Origin of the sequence: Microbacterium aurantiacum, from assembly GCF_040532595.1 — a bacterium.
In the GTDB taxonomy this organism is placed as follows: domain Bacteria; phylum Actinomycetota; class Actinomycetes; order Actinomycetales; family Microbacteriaceae; genus Microbacterium; species Microbacterium chocolatum_B.
This window is the reverse complement of sequence record NZ_JBEVYX010000001.1, coordinates 2,011,986-2,028,725: the sequence shown is the minus strand read 5'-3', so window position 1 is coordinate 2,028,725 and position 16,740 is coordinate 2,011,986. Positions and strand designations below refer to the sequence as shown.

The window sequence follows — 16,740 nt, the reverse complement described above, 5'->3', positions numbered from 1 at the left end:
CGATTACTCCTGGTCGGCCCAGTACGCGTCGGCCTCCGCCTGAATCGCCTCGAGGTACGGCATGGGGTCACCGGGATTGGCGATGAATGCGCCGAACTGCTCCAGGGCGACCGTCAGGATCGGGGTCGGCGTCGCTTCGAAGTAACGGTCGTAGAGCATGTACTCATCCGACGCGATGGCGGTTCCCAGTTCGGCGAGGATCGGGTCCGACACCTCCGCCTGCGGGTTGAACGCCACGTCGCCGTGCGCCTCGTTCCACGCCGTCTGCGCCTCGGGCGACATCCACCACTCGCTGTAGGCGAGACCCATGTCGCGTTGCGGCGAGGACTCCGCGACGCACAGCGGGCCGGACTCGACGGCCACCGGCGTTGCGGGGAGTGCGTCGTTGACCGCCGGGATCGCGAAGATCCCATAGTCGGTGCCGGCCTCCGCCCCCGCTCCGGCGAGGTTGCCGGAGAAGAATGTGCCGAAGTTGATCATGGCGTAGTCGCCCTGACGCAATCCGACCGCCGGATCGGTCGAGCTTCCCGGGTCGCTGAACCACCCCTTGTCCTGCTCGTCCACCCAGATGTCCATGATCTCGACGATGCGCGGATCGGTGTACGAGACCTCGCCGGTGGACAGGCCCGTGTAGAGGTCCGGATCGGTGCTCGCCACGAGGTGCTGGAACCACTGGAAGGTGAACAGCTGACTCGTCTGGTAGTACGGGGTGACACCGTTGTCGCTGAGGGTTGCAGCGACCTCGTTCAGCTCGTCCCACGTCGTGGGGACCTCCACGCCGTTCTCTTCGAAGAGACCGACGTTGTAGTACATCACCCAGTAGGCGATGTTCATGGGCACGCAGTACTGCGCACCGTCGAAGGTGTACGAGTCGCGCAGGTCCGCACTCACCCAGCCCTCGTCGACGGCCGTCGACCAGATGTCGGTCGTCTCGGCGACGAGCCCCTGATCGACGAGCTCCTTCAGGGAGTCACCGGTGTGCCAGGTGAACAGGCCCGGCGTCTGGGACGTGCGGAAGGACTGCTTGATGAAAGCGTCGTACTGGTTGGCGTCCGAGTATCCGCTCACCTTCAGCGCGATGTCGGTCGCATCTTCGCTCGTGACGTTGAGGGACTCGAAGTCGGGCTTCCAGGCAGCCTTGTCGGTGTAGAAGTCGAGTGTGCCGGTGGTCTCGCCGGACGATTCGCCGGTCGAGCCTCCGGAGCACCCGGCCAGAGCCACCCCAAGGGCGGCGACCGAGGCCACGGCGATTGCTGTGGAACGACGGTGAGACATGTGAACTCCTTCGTTCAGATTGGTATCGTTACCAACCATGAGGCGACGCTACCAGGGAGGGGAAAACGTCGCAAGCGGTAACGACGCGTTTTCGGGTGGGTATTCAGTTGTGACGAGGGGTGGGCTGCGCGGTTGAGCGGTCCTCGACGAAGGTTCCGCGAACATACGCCTTGATCGTCGCGAAGCGGGCGCTTCGCGATCTGTCCGTCTTCTCGATGACGTACGAACCGACGGCAGCGGGGACGATGAACGTCTCGGCGTAGTGGACGACGAACGGCGCGAAGTCGCCACTCGGGCTGACGACGCGGACTTCGTCGCCCTCGACGAGGTTGAGCACGTTCACCGTTCCTCGCGTGTCATGAACGGCCCGGTCGGTGAACCAATGCCGTCGAGTTTCGATGAACTCGAGTTCGTGCAGTCCCGTGCGCTCTTCGGTGACACCGTCGGCCTCGGAGACCACTTCGACCTGATCGAGAAGGTGATCTGCCACCCACCGTGAATCGCGGTTCCACTGGATGTTGGCCTCGCCGTGATCCAAATGCACCGGCCGCGGAACCCCATCGAGTCCGACGCGACCCCAATCCCACAGCTTGAAGGTGAAGATATAGGGCGTCGCTGAGATCTCCAGAACCATCGAGTCGGCGCCCGAGCAGTGCACGGTCCCCGCCGGGATCGAGAAGTGGTCGTGCTTCCGAGCCGGATAGGTGTTCACATACCGGGCCGCGTCGAACGGTGCCTCACCGCTCGTCGCTCGCCGCAAGTCCTCCATCATCCGCGCGGGCTCGACATCGTCGCGCAGTCCGAGATAGACCACGGCGTCCTCACCGGCATCCAGCATGTAGTAGCTCTCGTCCTGCGTGTAGTGCATACCGAAGGTGCGCTGGATGTAGTCGGTGAGCGGATGCACCTGAAGACTCAGGTTGCCGCCCTCCATCGTGTCGAGGAAGTCGAAGCGGATGGGGAACTCGGCACCGAATCGCGCGAACGTCCGCTCACCGAGAAGCTCCGCGGGTCGAGTGAGCACGAGGTCGAGAGCGGGAAGCTCGATGACTCCGCCCTCCCCCTCGAGCAGCAGAGAGTTCTCCTCGGGAACGCAATCGAAGCACCAGGCGTAGTTGGGTGCGGAAGGGTCGAGGCCGATGACACTCTTCATCCACTGACCACCCCATACACCGGGGTCGAAGAACGGGACGACCCGGAAAGGCCGCCGCGCGGCATCCGCCATCGCCTGCCGGAACGCGGCCCCCGAGATCATGCCCGCGGGCAGCCGGTCTGGCGAGGGCGCAGACGGCGCGATCGCATTGCCGTCGATCACCGCGTCGATCCGCTCGAACAGATCCATCTTGTGGCGATCAGCCGCACGCCACTCCACGAAGAAGCCGCGCTTGTACTTCCGGAGCGTGTCCTCACTCCCGTTGTCAGCGCGCCAATTTCCCGCGCCCGCGCGCTGCCGCTGTTGGATCTCCCATCGAGCCATGTCGACGAGAACGACGACCGGGTCGCGCCCGGTGGCGAGAAGCGGCGCGATGATCGCTGCACCCCACCCGACGACGACGGTCGGGCGCCCCGCCCCGGAGACGTCTCGGGCGAGGTCGGCCATGCGCTCGTGGTCGTAGAAATCAGACACCCGCGCGTGACTCATCACCCCGAAGACCCGATCGTCGGTGAGGTTCGCCGCGATCATCTCGTCGATGCGATGCGACGGCAGTGCCGCGTCCTCGCCGTTCCGGATCGTCCAATCGGGAAGGGCAGCCGAGATCTCGCCGATGAGAGTGGGCAGGTGCACGCCCGGGTAGGCGTCGACGAGGAGGACGGGGGCATCACTCTCGGCAGACTCGACAGCCTGGTGGGCGAGGGAGCGCCACGCCTCCGCACCGCGGAGGATGCGCTCCCCTTCCGGGAGGGCGACGGTGGGCTGCGTGTCGTAGCCGCCCTGCCCGGTATAGCCCTGGGACATGTGGTCGATCGCGCCGTTCACTGCGCTCCCGTCTTCTCGGTGGACATGGCGTCGGCCGGCACATGGCGGTGCCCGGCGAGGATGGCGAGCCCGTACAGAACGGACAGATGCGGATCGGGCGGCACGACCACAGGCGGGCGGAACGCCGTCGGCCACAGGTGCGCGTGCAGATAGTGCTCCAGCGGCTGACGCACTCGCTCACCCGCGCGGAGGACTCCGCCGGTGAGAAGCACGACCTCGGGGTCGTACATGTGGCACAGCGTCACCGCCACCGCACCCCAGACCCGGATGAACTCGTCGGCGACGGCGTCGTCTGCGGCGGTTCCCGCGGCGAAGAGCTCCGCCAGCGTGTGAGCGGAGACGTCGCGCCGATCACGGAGGGCAGTCGAGGAGGCGAGGAGCTCGGCGCACCCCCGATTGCCGCAGGGGCAGCGCTCGCCCGTGACGTCTACGGTGACGTGCCCGCCGAGTATGCCCGCGTGCGCGTGAGCACCCCGGAAAAGGACGCTGTCCAGCATCGCCGCTGTCCCGACGCCCGTGCCGAGGGTGATAACGACGGCGTTTTGCGGCCGCGGGTCGCTGAGCGAGGTGGCCGTGCCGAGACTTCCGACGAGGGCCGCGCGGGCGTCGTTCTCGATGACAGCGCGCTCGACGCCGAACACCTGACGGCTCCATGCCGACAGGTCGAGAGCGCGAAAGTCGTCGTACTTCTCGTGGGCGTGCAGCATGCGGCCGTCGCGATCAACGACGCCCGGCACGGCGATTCCCACACCGTCGATCACGCCCCCGGCGTCCCCCAGTCCGATCTGCAGCGACCGGACGGCCTCGACCGTAGCGGCGAGATCTCCTCGGGTGCGCTGCGCAGGGACGGAGACGGTTGCATCGAATACGGGTGCGCGATCAGGCGTCGCAGCATGAGTGGCGTCACGGGTGAGTCCCACCTTGATGTCGGTCCCGCCGAAGTCGATCGCGATCGTCGTCATGTCACCTCCTCGCGTCACGTTTGGTAACGATACCAGAGTCTGCGAACAAGTGCTGATTCTTCGGTCCGGCGCTCAGACGGCGGTCGGGCGCAGGTGGACAGGGAGGACGATGTCGCGCGCCGACTGGTCGGCATCACCGTCCAGTCGGTCGAGCAGGAGGCGAGCCGCGCGACGCCCGAGCTCACGCGGGTCGTGCTCGACGATGCCGACGAGCGTCGGAACCACATCCGAGAGCTCGAAGTCGTCGAAGCTGACGAGCGCCGGCGCGGCCGCGGCATCCAGGCGGCCGTCTCGCACTCGACGCGTGATCTCCGTCACCGCGCCGACGGTATTCCGGTTGTTCGCGCAGAAGATCCCCGTCGGCGGTTCGTCGAGATCGAGCAGCCGGGCAGCCACGTGCTGAGCCGACGCCACATCCTGCTGCCCCGGCAGGGCAAGCTTCGAGTCGACCTCGACCCCCCTCTCCGCATGCGCGGCGACGAAACCGTCGTAGCGTCGGCGCCCGGTGTAGATCGAGCGCGTGTTTCCGAGGTAGGCGATCCGACGGTGGCCGGCGTCGAGCAGAGCCATGGTCGCTGCGTACGCCCCGCCCGCGTCGTCGAGCACGACGCTGTCCGCGTCGACACCCTCGACGCGTCTCGACGCGAGCACCACCGGCACACCCTCTTTTCTGGACCTCGCGAGATGCACGCCGTCCGTGTCCGTCGGAACCACGATGAGCCCCTCTACGCGACGCCCGAGAAAGTCATGCACCAGTTGCTGTTCGCGAGCACCGTCCTCGGCTGTGTTGCCGAGGATGATCCGACGACCGGTCCGCGCGACCTCCTCCTCCACCCCGAGAGCGAACGTGCCGTAATAGGGGTTCGCGATGTTCGTGATCGCGACGCCGATGAGCCCGCTCGTCTGCCCCGGACGGATGCTGCGCGCGTTCTCGTTGCGGTAGTACCCCAGCTCCTCCACCGAACGAAGCACGCGCTCCTGCACGTCGGGCCGCACGTTGGTGCCACCCGCGAGCGTGCGAGACACGGTCATGGGGCTGACGCCGGCATGGGCCGCGACATCCTTCACGGTGAGCCTCTTCGCACGCCCGTCGGCAGGACGTCGACGCGAGGGTTGGCCGGTGTCGCCGGAGACAGGGGCGCTGTCGTGAGAGGCCGCCATGCTGGGTAACGTTATCACCCGCCCTCGGCCTTGGCACGAGGGTGGTGGCGATCTGCCCTCGGCACCTGGTTCGGTGCAACTACACGCTCGCGTGGCGGGCGATCGCGGCCTTCAGAACGGCAATGTCTTCGTCGGTGGTCCCACCCGAGATCCCGAGGCCGAATCGCTCACCGCTCGAGACGGTGAAGGGTGCTCCCCCACCGAAGGCGATCAGCTTCGAGCCGGAATTCACCGCAAGACCGAAGAGCGGACCGCCTGGCTGCACCTGGTCCGTGAGCTCCTCTGTGGCGACGGCGAACGTGGCTGCGGTGTACGCCTTGCGAAACGCCATCTCGAGCGAGTGCATCGGTGCCCCGTCCATGCGATGCAGCAAGGCGGGATTGCCGTGGATGTCGACAACGCTGGCGACGACGGCGATCCCCACTCTGGCGGCTTCCTCTTCGGCGTAGCCGGCGATGGCCTTCAGTTCAGACAACATGCGCTTCCCTTTCACGGTTATTCTGACTCCGGTGATCTCGACCAGCGGGCGCCAGCTCAGTCCGCGGAGGTGCGGGTCACGCGCTCGAGGATGTCGACGACCTCGGTGGCTTCCTCGAGCGAGACCGGCAGGTCTCCCTCCCCGCGAACGGCCGCGGCGGCGCGCCGGTAGAACTCCGGGTAGTCGCCTCGCTCGATGGGCACCCGCCGCCGGGAGATTCCGGCGGGGCCGTCGGTCTCCAGCCAGCCGAACCCCTCCTCCGGCGTGACGCCGTACTCGGCGTCCCCCGGGACCACACCCGCGGCCAGCGCGGGCTCCTGACCATCGAGGCCGTAGGTGGTGAACGACCCGCGTGTTCCCAGAACGCGGAACCGCGGTCCCAGCCCGCGACTCACGCGGCTCATCAGCAGACGGGTTTCGACTCCGCCCGCATGCTCGATGCTCACGCGCGAGTGATCGTCGTTCCCGCCGCCTCGCACACGGCGAAGCGTCGCGGACGCCTCGGCCGCCGGGCCGAACAGCACCAGGGCCTGATCGATCAGATGGCTCCCGAGGTCGTACAGCACTCCACCCGCCTGAGGGATCGGCAGCTGATCTTTCCAGCCGGATGTCGCCACAGGTGCCCAGTGCTCGAACGCCGACTCGAACGAGAACACCTCGCCGAGTTCTCCCTCGGCGATGAGCCGTTGGATCGTGAGGAAGTCTCCGTCCCAGCGGCGATTCTGGAACACCATGAGCGGGCGCCCCGCGGCTTCGGCGGCCGACTTCAGGGCGGCGGCCTCCGCAACGGTCGCAACGAACGGCTTGTCGATGACCACCGCGGCACCGGCGCTGAGCGCTTGCGTCGCGAAGTCCACGTGCGTGTCGGGTGGGCTGGACAGGATGACGAGGTCGACGCCGCGCTCTTCCGCCCACAATTTGTCGAAGGATGAATGAATGCGGGCGTGGGGGTGCGCCGCGCGCGCCTCGGCGTGACGAGCGGCATCCGCCGTGACGATCGCCACCACCTCGAAATTCTCGTCGCTGGCGAGAAGAGGGGCATGAAACACCTTGCCGGACAGCCCGTATCCGACGATCGCGGTCTTGATCGGACTCAGCACTGAGTCGTTCAGGGGGCTCATGTCACTGATGCTAGGTGCGCACGCTGGTTTTGCGCAACCATAAATTAAACCAACAAGGGGATAGTATGGCGTCGACGACAGAGCCACCGTTCGCGCCCGCGCCGCCTCATCGCCGCGAAATGGAGAAATACTCCGACGGTGACATGGAGGCAGCCATGCAGGAACCAGAAGATCCGGCGGACCGGGACGGGCCCCAGCGCTTTCGTGCGGTGAAGGGCTCGAACCTCGATCGACTGCGCGCGTACAACCTGTCGGCGGTTCTGACGAGCCTCCACCACGACGGCCCCCGTTCGCGGAGCGGCCTCGCCACTGCGACCGGCCTGAACCGCTCGACGGTCACCATTCTGGTCAACGAACTGATCGACCTCGGTCTGGCGGTGGAGCCGGTGCGCTCCGCCGACGACGGAGCCAAGAAGTCCGTTGGCCGGCCGAGCGTCGACGTCGACGTCAGCGACCACGTGTTCGCCATTGCGGTCGCTCCCGAGGTCGACGCCATCAGAGTCGGCGTCGTCGGGTTGGGCGGACGTGTGCGGAAGATCATCCACTACGACACCGGTTCCGTGTTGACGATGCGCGAGACGGTGTCGATTGCGTCCGTCATCATTCAGGGCATCCTCACGATGCTCCCGGAGAATGCCTCCGTCGTCGGAGTGGGCGTGGCCGTCCCGGGTCTGACCAACGACGAAGACGGCTCGGTATCTCTCGCACCGCAACTGGGGTGGCGGTCGGAACCGCTCGCCTCTGAGCTCCGGGACGCAACCGGACTGCCGGTCCGCGCAGCCAACGACGCGCATCTCGGACTGCTCGCAGAGATCAGCTTCGGCGGAAGCTCGCACGCCGGGAGCGCCATCTACCTGAACGGCGGGGCAAATCGCATCGGCGGCGGAATCATGTCCGGCGGGCACCTGCTGAAGGGGTCGAGCGGATACGCCGGCGAACTCGGCCACTTCCGCATCCGCAGCGGAGGAGACCGCGATTCGGCCGGTCTTCAAGGCACGCTGGAGTCCGAAGTCAATCGCGATGCCCTCGTCGACAGTCTCGGCCTCGACCGACGCGACTTCCATCGACTCGATGAAGAACTGGCACGGCGGAGAAGCCCGCGCACGCAAGCGGAGGTCAACCGTCAGATCGACGCCCTCGGCACGGCTCTCGGCACAATGGTGACGATCTTCAATCCGGATCTGATCATCCTGGGCGGATTCCTCGGTTCCCTGCTCGACGCGGAGCCGGTGCGACTGCGCAACGTCATCGCCCGCGAGTCCCTGGCGCCACAGCTGTCTGCCGTGCGTATCGTCCGCCCCACTCTCGGGGCGGAGAATCTGCTGATCGGGGCTGCCGAGCTGGCATTCCAGCCGTTGCTTTCCGACCCCGGGAACGCGGACTGGCTCGTACGCGCCTCCGAGGCGGAGGCCGATGCCGGCGAACACATCGCCGAGACGCGATAGCCCTCCCGCCGCCGACGAGGTGTCGAAGGAGCGTTACGACGAACGACGTCGGGGGCGGTCACATCGACCGCCCCCGACGACCCGCGTCAGCGCGACGCTTCGATCAGCGCGAGGAACTCGTCTGTGGTGAGAACGTCGGCGTACTGCGCCTGCATGTTGCGAAGCCCCTCCCAGTACTGCCCGTACCCGTCGGGCACTTCGTGGTCGAATTCCGGGTTGCGTCCGTGCCAGTTCAGCGGGATCGCGGTACCGGCGTCAGCGACGACGATCACCTTGTAGCCCAGCTCGAACCCGTCGCGCGCCGTCGTCGGAACACAGTTGCCCGTCGACGAACCGACGATCACCAGATACTCCGTGTCGGCGGTGATCAGCCAGGAGTTCAGCGGCGACTCGAAGAAGCTGCTGTTGCGGTGCTTGCGGAGCACCGCCTCACCCTCGGCCGGCACGAAGCCGTCGCACAGAGCTCCATCGAACGTTCCGTGGTTGAACGGAGAATCCGGCTTCTTCCAGTCCGGATACTTCACTCCCCACAGACCGATGTCGTAGCCGTTGGGGTCCATCCCCCACATCGACCAGTTCACGGTGAGGTTGTTGGCGCGAGCGGCGTCGAGACACCGCTTCGCCTGCGTGAGGGTCTCCTCACCCGAGGGCGCGCCACCGACGCTCTGGACGTAGTCCGCGCCGCGCTTGTCGAGACACAGGTTCTGGACGTCGAGCATGTGCACTGCTGTCCGCGTCAGGTCGATCTTGTCGGGGACGAGTCGGTACGTGCGGTCGACGTACCTGTCCAGCTTCTCTGCGAAGTTCGCCATTGTCGTGTAGTTCCTCTCTCTGGGTGTCGCGTCACTGCAACGGTTCGTAGTGAAGGAGCAGGTCGCTCCAGTCCCACTTCTCGGCGAAGTACGGCGCCGTGGTGTACGAGCCGTCCATCGTGTCTTTGAGTGATTCCGGGCCGGGGAACCCGATCACCTTCCAGCCGACCCGATCCTTGTTTCCGCCGTACACGGGATCGGAGTAGAACCCCTGCCGCACGTGGAGGCACAGGGTCTCGAAGAACGGTTTGCCCTGATCGGTGTTTCCCTGGAGCCGGGAGTAGAACACCGCGTGCTCATCCAGACGCACGTGCACCGGCTTGGGCGCCCCGCTCAGCTCGACCAGCACGCTGTCCTGCGTCTCCTCGTCGGCACGGGCGAAGTCGTCCGCCCCGTACTGCCGGGCGAGCCGGTCGAGCTCGACCACGCCGTCGCGATACATGCGCTGGAACACCGCGTTCCGGGCGCGCGCGGCGTTCGCTTCGGCACCGGCGAGCTGCAGGAACCCGCTGCCGTCGGCGGCGGCGTAGATGTAGTCGATGCCCGACAGGTATCGGTCGATGAAGACGATCACGCGGGCTTCTCGAGCACCCGGGTCGTGGTCGGTGGGAATGATCCTCGCGGCCGCGGCCTCGATCGTCTCCCACTCATGCTCGCTGAAGAAGAGCCGCTCCTCACTGTCGGGGTCGATCCGCAGGTCGAGCTTCTGCCATTCGGACTTGGATGTCATCGCTGTACTCCTTACGTGTGTCAGTTCGATGCGCCGACGGGCTCGAGCACCAGGCGCTCGCTGCGACCGCGCAGGTAGGTGTGGGCGATGTAGTCAGCCGCCCGCCATGAGTGCGCCATGATCGTCAGCGTCGGGTTGACTCCGAGCGCCGTGGCGAATCCCGATCCGTCGAGCACGAAGAGGTTCTCCACCGAGTGCGCCTGAGCCCACTCATTGAGCACCGACTTCGCGGGGTCCGTTCCCATGCGCACCGTGCCGTGCTGGTGGCACGCGTTGCCGGTGAACTCCTCGCCCAGATACACGGGCATCGTCCGCACCGCGCCGGCTGCTTCGAGGATCTCGACGTTCTTGTCGATCTGCCACCGGCTCATCGCCGTGTCGTTGGCATGCGGCTTGTTCGTGATCCGTGCCACGGGGAGGCCCCAGCGGTCTGTCACCGTGGGATCCAGATCGACGCGGTTCGTCTCCTGCGGCAGGTCCTGAAGGATCATGCCGATCTTCATCGAGTGCAGGAAGTAGTCGCGGTCGGCATCCTTCGCCGCCTCACCCCAGATCGGCTTGCCGGGAAGGATCGGGTTGATCGGCTGACCGATCTGCGTCGTCGCGATGATCCCGCCGCCGATGTGCCCACGAGACTCATCGGTCTCGTAGAAATGCATCGAGCCGCCGCTCTGGTAGTTGCCGGTGAACCCGTTGAGCGGGTCGGACACCTCCTTGTCGAACAGGCCGACGGCGAACAGGTACTCGTGGAAGGTCGCGTTCTTGCCGACCAGACCCGAGTCGTTCGCGATGCCGTCCGGGAACAGCGCGGACTTCGACAGCAGCATCAGGCGCGCCGATTCGATCGCGCCGAGGGCGAGGATGACCACCCGAGCCCGCTGCTCCTCCTCCGAGCCGTCCGGGCGGACGTAGATGACGCCGGTGGCCTTGCCGTCGGGTCCGACCGTGACTTCGCGAACGAAGCTGTCGGCGCGCACCTCGAACCGGCCTGTCGCCAGCGCATCGGGGATGTAGGTCGTGGCAACCGTCGATCGCGTCTCGGTCGGGTCACCGTACTGGTTCCAGAAGCTCGTGCGGTTGACGGCCTTACGCCCGAGCTCGTTGCGCTCGGTCAGGTGGCTCATCGGCAGCGGCATCGCGTTGACCCCGAGCTTGCGGCATCCCTCGTAGAACTTCTCGCCGAACTTCGTCGGCCCCAGAGGACCACTGGGGTAGCGCCGCGATCGGAAGCCCGCGCCGACCTCCGCGCCGTCGAGCCCCGAGATGCCGTAGCTCCACTCCACCTTCGTGAGGTACGGCTCGAGGTGCTCGTAGCGGTAGGGCCAGTCGGCCAGGCTCGCGCCGTCGATATCGCCGTGCAGCGAATGCATGACGAAGTCCGACGGTCGCGGGCGGGGGGTCCAGCCGGCCATGTGGGTCGTTCCTCCGCCGACGGCGGACGGCACCGGCGAGAAGTTGAAGATGCGGCTCTCGGAGTTCTCGTCGCGACGCACGGTGCGCGGCATCAGGTCGACGTCAGGCCACAGATAGCTGCGGTTCTGGAACTTCAGCTCGTCACCGGAGTAGTGCTCGCTGTTGCGGAGCCAGGGGCCTTTGTCGAATCCGACGACGGAGTAGCCGGCTTCAGCCAGCACCTTCGCTGCGGGTCCACCGCCGGCACCGAGACCGACGATCACGACATCGACCGCGTCGAGTCGAGTCACCATTTCTTACCTCTTTCTAGTCGTGCGATGGTCATGTCGACCGTGGATGACCGGGCGGGTGCCCTCCGGGGAGCCAGAGCACCCGCCCGATGGTTCAGTAGCTGCCGTTGCCGGCCAGCGCGTCGGCGATTTGCCCCTGCGCCCAGTCGACGTTGCTCCCATCGACGACGACGGTCGGGATGCGGATGAACTGCGAGACGGCCATGCCCAGCACCTCGTGCTCGAAGAGCGTGTCGATCATGGTCGTGCCCATCTCGATCGAGTTCACGTCGACCGTCGCGGTGAGCTTCCCTTCCCGGATGGAGTCCATGCCGGAAATGAGGCCGTCCGCACCGATGGTGATGATCCCGTCGGTGCCGTCCCAGTGCTTCAGGCCCGCCAGATCGATCGCCTGCGAAGCGCCCAGCGCCATGTCCTCGTTCTCTCCGTAGATCGCGTCGACCTCGGGGAACTTGGTGAGCAGATCCTGCGCGGCAGTCAAACCCTTGTCCCGCACGTATCCACCGTCAGCGGAGCCGACGATCGTGAGGCCGGGGAACTCCTCGATCGCCGCCTCGAATCCCTGCTGTCGCAGCTTGGTCCAGTTCGACCCCGACGGACCGAGGATCTGGATGATCTGGCCCTCTCCGCCCAGCAGGTCGGCGACGTACTGCCCGGCGACGTAGCCCGACTGCCACCTGTCGTCGTACCCGATGTTCGAGACGGTGAAGAGGCCACCGGTCGGGTCGTCAGCCTGCGACGGGTTGTCGAGCTCTTCCGTCGAGTTGAACTGGTAGAAATCGACGCCCGCCTCAGAGCCTTGCTCGTAGATCTCCTGCATGGTCGAGTGCGGGGCCGCCGAGCAGACGAAGACCGCGTCGAAGCCGTTGGAGATGAAGTTCTCCACGATGCCGACGGCCTCGACACCCGAATGCGCGTCGTTGAGCGCACCCTGGCGCGACCATTCCCAGCTGACGCCGTAGCAGTCCTGCAGCTCCTGCATCCGGTTGTGGGCCGCCTTCTCCACCTGCGTGTAGAACTCCGACAGGATGGGCGGCGTGTAGCCGATCTTGATAGTGCGACCGTCGACTGCCGCGGTGATCGCAGCCTGCGTCTCCTCACTGCCGCAGTCGGCCCCGGAGCCTCCGGATCCTCCGTTGGCCGTGGTGGTGGAGGTCGCGGTCGTGCAGCCTGCGAGCACGAGCGCGAGCGTGCTCACCAGGACGACGCCGCTCAGCCGCGCCGAGGCGCCGCGTCGCCCGCCGATGGCGGTCTCGATGTGGTGTGACATGTGATTCCTCTCGGTTTCCGCCGGCTTCCGCCGGCGATCGGGTTCTCTCAAGCCGCTCTGCTTGCGAGATGTGCGGTCCGCCTGCGTAGGACGCCCGCGCGAACTTGGTCGCTGATGAAGTTGGCGCCGACGGCGACGAGGAGAATCACGCCGATGACGATCTTCTGGAAGCTCGACGGCACGCCGGCCAGGTTGATGATGTTGATCGCCAGCGCCAGCGTCAGCGCCCCGAGCACCGCACCCAGCACGCGCCCTCGACCACCCATCAGGGAGGCGCCGCCGATGATGGCCGCGGAGATCGCCTGGATCTCGTAGCCCGTGCCGAGGTCGGCGGGCACGTTGTTGTTGCGCCCGGCGAGGATGATTCCGGCGATCGCGGCGCATGTGCCGCTCACGATGTAGGCCTGCGTCTTCACCCAGCGGACCGGGATGCCGGACTGGCGGGCAGCGACGGCATTGCTGCCGACGGCGAAGAAGCGCGTTCCCAGGGGTGTGCTGCGCAGGAGCCATCCGATGATCAGCGCCAGGACCGCGGCGATGATCATGGGCAGGGTGATCGGCCCGAGCAGCGGTTGCAGCCCTCCCACGAGACGAAACTCGGGGGTCATGTAGCCGATGATCGGCACACCCTGCGTCCAGATGTAGAGCACGCCACTCGCGAAGCCGAGCGTCGACAGCGTGGCGATGAAGTCGGGCAGACCGACCCTCGTCACCAGGAAGCCGTTGAGCAGGCCCGCGGCGATGCCGACGACGATCGCTGCGATGAAGGCCAGGAAGACGGGAGCGCCCAGTCGCATCGCCGAGGCTGCGGCACCGGCGGCAAGCGCCATCACCGCGCCGACGGAGAGGTCGATACCGCCGGAGATCAGCACGACCGTCACCCCGATGGCGAGGATCATCACCGTGATCGAGCTGCCGAGCAGGTTGAACAGGTTGTTGCCTGCGTAGAAGACCGGCAGCGCGACGGCGGCGAAGATCGCGAACACGATCAGGAGCACGGCTACGCCGAGGATCGGGTCGACGAGGATCTTGTCGAGGACGGCACGGGGGTGGATGTCACGACGGGTGGTGCGTTCAGACATCAGCGGACTCCTTCCTCGGAAACACGACGTTCGTTGACGGCGGCCGCCGTTCTCGCCAGGGCGCCGCGCAGCAGCACCCGCCTCACCTGCCGGTCGAAGACGACGCCGAACACGATCGCGAGCGCCGTGACGATGCTGAAGTAGACCGGGTCGACGTTGTTCAGGCGGAGCCCCTGCTGGATGGTCAGCAGGAAGAGCCCGCCGATGAGGGCGGCCCAGACGTTGCCGATACCTCCCGCCAGCGCGATTCCACCGACGACGGCGCCGGCGATCGCGGTGAATTCGTACCCGATGCCGAGGAAAGCCTGCACCGCGCCCAGGCGCGAGGCCAGCAGCACACCGGCGACGCCGGCGAGGAGGCCGCTGACCACGAACGTGAAGAGACGGACCCGGGGCACGCTCACGCCGGCGACGTTCGACGCCTCCGCGGAGACGCCGATCGCGTAGAGCCGGCGACCCGTGACGGTCTTCGACAGGACAAGGTGCGCGATGAGGAACAGGCCGAGGGCGACGACGAACGAGATCGGAATGCCGAAGACGCCCCCACGGGTGATCGCGGCGAACCCTGGTGTCGTCACACCTTGCAGTACCGCGGCCTGCGACAGCACGACGAGCAGTCCGGCCGCGATGTTGAGCGTCGCGAGGGTGGCGATGAAGTCATCGATGCGCAGCACCGCGACGAGGAATCCGTTGAGGAGACCGAAGAGCAGCCCCGTCAGCGCGCCCACGGCAACGCCCGCCCACAGCGGTGCGCCGCCGACGAGCGTCACCATCGTCGTGCCTGCGCTGAGGCCGGCCACGGTACCGACAGACAGGTCGATGCCCCCGCCGACGATGACGATCGCGACGCCCAGGGTCAGCAGAAGAATGGGGGCTGCGTTGGTCAGGAAGTTGTCGATCGTTCCTGGGCTGAGGAAAATCGGGTTCAGCACCTGGAAAACGATGACGGCAGCGATGAGGATGAAGGTCATCGGGATGCCGGGGATGTTCAGCATCCGGCGGACGGTGGCGGAGGGGTTCATTCGACTGCTCCCGCCGCGCTCAGCGAGAGCACGCGTGTCTTGAGCTCGGCGAAACCGCCGGCCGCGATGGTCTTGGGGATGTCCCGGATCTCACCCACGATGCGTCCCTTCTTCAGTACGAGCACGCGATGGCTGAGCTCGAGCAGTTCTTCGAATTCCGACGCGATGAGGATCGCGGCGCCGCCGTCGGCAGAGAAGTGCCGGATCAGCGCGTGGACGTCGACCTTGGCCGACACGTCGATCCCCTGGGTGGGCTCGTCGAAGATCAACAGGCGCGGCGAGGTGTTGAGGCAACGGGCGACCACAGCCTTCTGCTGGTTGCCACCACTGAGGTTGCCGATGCGGGTGTCGTAATCGGGGGCCTTGATGCCCAACCGCGTGCCGTACTTCTCGGCCAGCACCTTCTCGCGCCGCGCGCTCAGCCAGAACCTCGCTCGGCTCACCGTGGAGAGTTTGGAGATCGAGATGTTCGACGCGATCGACAGGTCCGCGAGGATGCCGAGCTGCTTGCGGTCCTCCGGCAGCATCGCAAGCCCTGCTCGGTACGCCGACGACGAGGATCGCGGGGCGATCCGCTTGCCGTCGAGCTCGACCGTTCCCGCTGTGCGGGGGTCGAGTCCCATCAAGGTGCGCGCGATCTCGGTTCGTCCCGCGCCGGCGAGTCCCGCCAGCCCGACGACCTCTCCCTCGTGGACATCGAACGAGATGTCGCGCGCGAGCGTGCCGCGGCTGAGCCCGCGCACCGACAGAACGACCGGTGCATCATCGAGCGGAGTGAGACGGTTCAGGTGGCGGGTGTCTCCGGCGCCGAACTCTTCTCGCTGGTCACCGAACATGTGCGTCAGCAGCTGGTCGACGCTCGTATCGGCGATCTGAACCGTGGCCACGCTGCGGCCATCGCGGAAGATCGTCGCCCGGTCGGCGAGCCCTGACAGCTCCTCGAGGTGATGCGTGACCCAGATGAGAGCGACGTGGCGGTCGCGGAGAGCCCGCATGTACTCGAAGAGCGACGCCCGCTCGGCATCCTCGAGGCCCGACGTGGGCTCGTCGAGGATGAGCACTTTCGGGTCGAACGCGAGCGCCTTCACGATCTCGAGCGAGCGCTTCTTCAGCGCTCCGAACTGCGACACGGGTGTGCGCAGGTCGGCATTCGAGATACCGAAGTCACCCGCGAGCTCACGGACCCGCTCCTCCATGCGCCGACGATCGGACACCAGCGGCATCCCGAGCACGCGACGCTTCTGCTCACGGCCCAGGAAGATGTTGTCGAGGGCCGACAGCGCGGGGACGAGCGACAGCTCCTGATAGATCGTGGAGATGCCGGCCAGGATCGCGCCGTGCGGTCCGGCGACGGCCAGCGTCTCGCCGTCGAGCACGATGGTCCCGCTGTCGGGCTTGGTCGCCCCCGAGATCACCCCGATGATCGTCGACTTTCCTGCGCCGTTACCCCCGAGCAGCGCGTGTATCTCGCCGCGCTGAACCGAGAGAGTTGCCCGGTCGAGGGCTGTCACGCCGTCGTAGTGCTTCGTGATCTCGCGAGCATCGAGCACCGGTGCGGTGTCATCGAGACGATTTTGGGCGTCGTCAGCCATGCCTCAGCTCCTTTGCCGTGGGCGGTGGGGTGCGTCCCGATCGGGTAGTGGGACGCTCAAGTACAAATAATCCACACTTCAACGTAAATAGCAAGCATGGCAACGCGAT

The 16,740-nt window shown here is 66.4% G+C and carries 14 protein-coding genes; 1 reads left to right on the top strand and 13 read right to left on the bottom strand.

Annotated elements, in window-relative coordinates:
- Positions 1 to 3 precede the first annotated feature (3 nt).
- From ABXJ56_RS09560 to ABXJ56_RS09535, 6 genes are all read right to left on the bottom strand, one after another.
- Positions 4 to 1,275: an ABC transporter substrate-binding protein gene (locus tag ABXJ56_RS09560; protein ID WP_353999438.1), complete on the bottom strand. Its 1,272-nt coding sequence runs from the start codon at positions 1,273 to 1,275 to the stop codon at positions 4 to 6.
- Positions 1,276 to 1,378: 103 nt separating this feature from the next.
- Positions 1,379 to 3,253, bottom strand: coding sequence for a class I mannose-6-phosphate isomerase (locus ABXJ56_RS09555; RefSeq protein ID WP_353999437.1), 1,875 nt, complete (start codon positions 3,251 to 3,253; stop codon positions 1,379 to 1,381).
- Complete coding sequence (locus tag ABXJ56_RS09550) at positions 3,250 to 4,215, bottom strand: ROK family protein (protein ID WP_353999436.1); 966 nt, start codon at positions 4,213 to 4,215, stop codon at positions 3,250 to 3,252. Before ABXJ56_RS09550 ends, ABXJ56_RS09555 begins: the two co-directional genes overlap by 4 nt.
- A gap of 72 nt (positions 4,216 to 4,287) precedes the next feature.
- A complete protein-coding gene (locus tag ABXJ56_RS09545) occupies positions 4,288 to 5,283 on the bottom strand; it encodes a LacI family DNA-binding transcriptional regulator (RefSeq protein ID WP_353999435.1) in 996 nt (331 codons plus the stop codon).
- A gap of 172 nt (positions 5,284 to 5,455) precedes the next feature.
- The gene (locus tag ABXJ56_RS09540; protein ID WP_353999434.1) at positions 5,456 to 5,869 is read right to left on the bottom strand and encodes a GlcG/HbpS family heme-binding protein; all 414 of its coding nucleotides are present in this window, start codon (positions 5,867 to 5,869) and stop codon (positions 5,456 to 5,458) included.
- A 41-nt stretch (positions 5,870 to 5,910) separates the two neighbouring features.
- A complete protein-coding gene (locus ABXJ56_RS09535; RefSeq protein WP_353999433.1) occupies positions 5,911 to 6,975 on the bottom strand; it encodes a Gfo/Idh/MocA family protein in 1,065 nt (354 codons plus the stop codon).
- 14 nt (positions 6,976 to 6,989) lie between these two features.
- Here ABXJ56_RS09535 and ABXJ56_RS09530 point away from each other — a divergent pair, with 14 nt between their 5' ends.
- Positions 6,990 to 8,420: an ROK family transcriptional regulator gene (locus ABXJ56_RS09530; protein WP_353999432.1), complete on the top strand. Its 1,431-nt coding sequence runs from the start codon at positions 6,990 to 6,992 to the stop codon at positions 8,418 to 8,420.
- A gap of 86 nt (positions 8,421 to 8,506) precedes the next feature.
- Here ABXJ56_RS09530 and ABXJ56_RS09525 read toward each other — a convergent pair whose 3' ends face one another.
- From ABXJ56_RS09525 to ABXJ56_RS09495, 7 genes are all read right to left on the bottom strand, one after another.
- Positions 8,507 to 9,232: a cysteine hydrolase family protein gene (locus ABXJ56_RS09525; RefSeq protein ID WP_353999431.1), complete on the bottom strand. Its 726-nt coding sequence runs from the start codon at positions 9,230 to 9,232 to the stop codon at positions 8,507 to 8,509.
- Positions 9,233 to 9,263: 31 nt separating this feature from the next.
- The gene (locus tag ABXJ56_RS09520) at positions 9,264 to 9,962 is read right to left on the bottom strand and encodes a gluconate 2-dehydrogenase subunit 3 family protein (RefSeq protein WP_353999430.1); all 699 of its coding nucleotides are present in this window, start codon (positions 9,960 to 9,962) and stop codon (positions 9,264 to 9,266) included.
- A gap of 20 nt (positions 9,963 to 9,982) precedes the next feature.
- Entirely contained in the window at positions 9,983 to 11,668 is a 1,686-nt protein-coding gene (locus ABXJ56_RS09515) for a GMC family oxidoreductase (protein WP_353999429.1), read from the bottom strand.
- A 91-nt stretch (positions 11,669 to 11,759) separates the two neighbouring features.
- On the bottom strand, positions 11,760 to 12,935 hold the full coding sequence (locus tag ABXJ56_RS09510) for a sugar ABC transporter substrate-binding protein (protein WP_353999428.1): 1,176 nt from the start codon (positions 12,933 to 12,935) through the stop codon (positions 11,760 to 11,762).
- Between the two features lie 47 nt (positions 12,936 to 12,982).
- Positions 12,983 to 14,017, bottom strand: a complete 1,035-nt coding sequence (locus ABXJ56_RS09505; protein ID WP_353999427.1) for an ABC transporter permease — start codon at positions 14,015 to 14,017, stop codon at positions 12,983 to 12,985.
- Positions 14,017 to 15,039 (bottom strand): ABC transporter permease, encoded by a 1,023-nt coding sequence (locus tag ABXJ56_RS09500; protein ID WP_353999426.1) that lies wholly within the window; start codon positions 15,037 to 15,039, stop codon positions 14,017 to 14,019. Before ABXJ56_RS09500 ends, ABXJ56_RS09505 begins: the two co-directional genes overlap by 1 nt.
- Positions 15,036 to 16,631 (bottom strand): sugar ABC transporter ATP-binding protein, encoded by a 1,596-nt coding sequence (locus ABXJ56_RS09495; protein WP_353999425.1) that lies wholly within the window; start codon positions 16,629 to 16,631, stop codon positions 15,036 to 15,038. Before ABXJ56_RS09495 ends, ABXJ56_RS09500 begins: the two co-directional genes overlap by 4 nt.
- Positions 16,632 to 16,740 lie beyond the last annotated feature (109 nt).

What these genes read in the sequence shown, in the direction of transcription:
- ABXJ56_RS09500 (WP_353999426.1), bottom strand. Translation starts at nt 15,039, where the DNA reads ATGAACCCCTCCGCCACCGTCCGCCGGATGCTGAACATCCCCGGCATC.
- ABXJ56_RS09535 (WP_353999433.1), bottom strand. Translation starts at nt 6,975, where the DNA reads ATGAGCCCCCTGAACGACTCAGTGCTGAGTCCGATCAAGACCGCGATC.
- ABXJ56_RS09515 (WP_353999429.1), bottom strand. Translation starts at nt 11,668, where the DNA reads ATGGTGACTCGACTCGACGCGGTCGATGTCGTGATCGTCGGTCTCGGT.
- ABXJ56_RS09520 (WP_353999430.1), bottom strand. Translation starts at nt 9,962, where the DNA reads ATGACATCCAAGTCCGAATGGCAGAAGCTCGACCTGCGGATCGACCCC.
- ABXJ56_RS09550 (WP_353999436.1), bottom strand. Translation starts at nt 4,215, where the DNA reads ATGACGACGATCGCGATCGACTTCGGCGGGACCGACATCAAGGTGGGA.
- ABXJ56_RS09495 (WP_353999425.1), bottom strand. Translation starts at nt 16,631, where the DNA reads ATGGCTGACGACGCCCAAAATCGTCTCGATGACACCGCACCGGTGCTC.
- ABXJ56_RS09510 (WP_353999428.1), bottom strand. Translation starts at nt 12,935, where the DNA reads ATGTCACACCACATCGAGACCGCCATCGGCGGGCGACGCGGCGCCTCG.
- ABXJ56_RS09505 (WP_353999427.1), bottom strand. Translation starts at nt 14,017, where the DNA reads ATGTCTGAACGCACCACCCGTCGTGACATCCACCCCCGTGCCGTCCTC.
- ABXJ56_RS09560 (WP_353999438.1), bottom strand. Translation starts at nt 1,275, where the DNA reads ATGTCTCACCGTCGTTCCACAGCAATCGCCGTGGCCTCGGTCGCCGCC.
- ABXJ56_RS09525 (WP_353999431.1), bottom strand. Translation starts at nt 9,232, where the DNA reads ATGGCGAACTTCGCAGAGAAGCTGGACAGGTACGTCGACCGCACGTAC.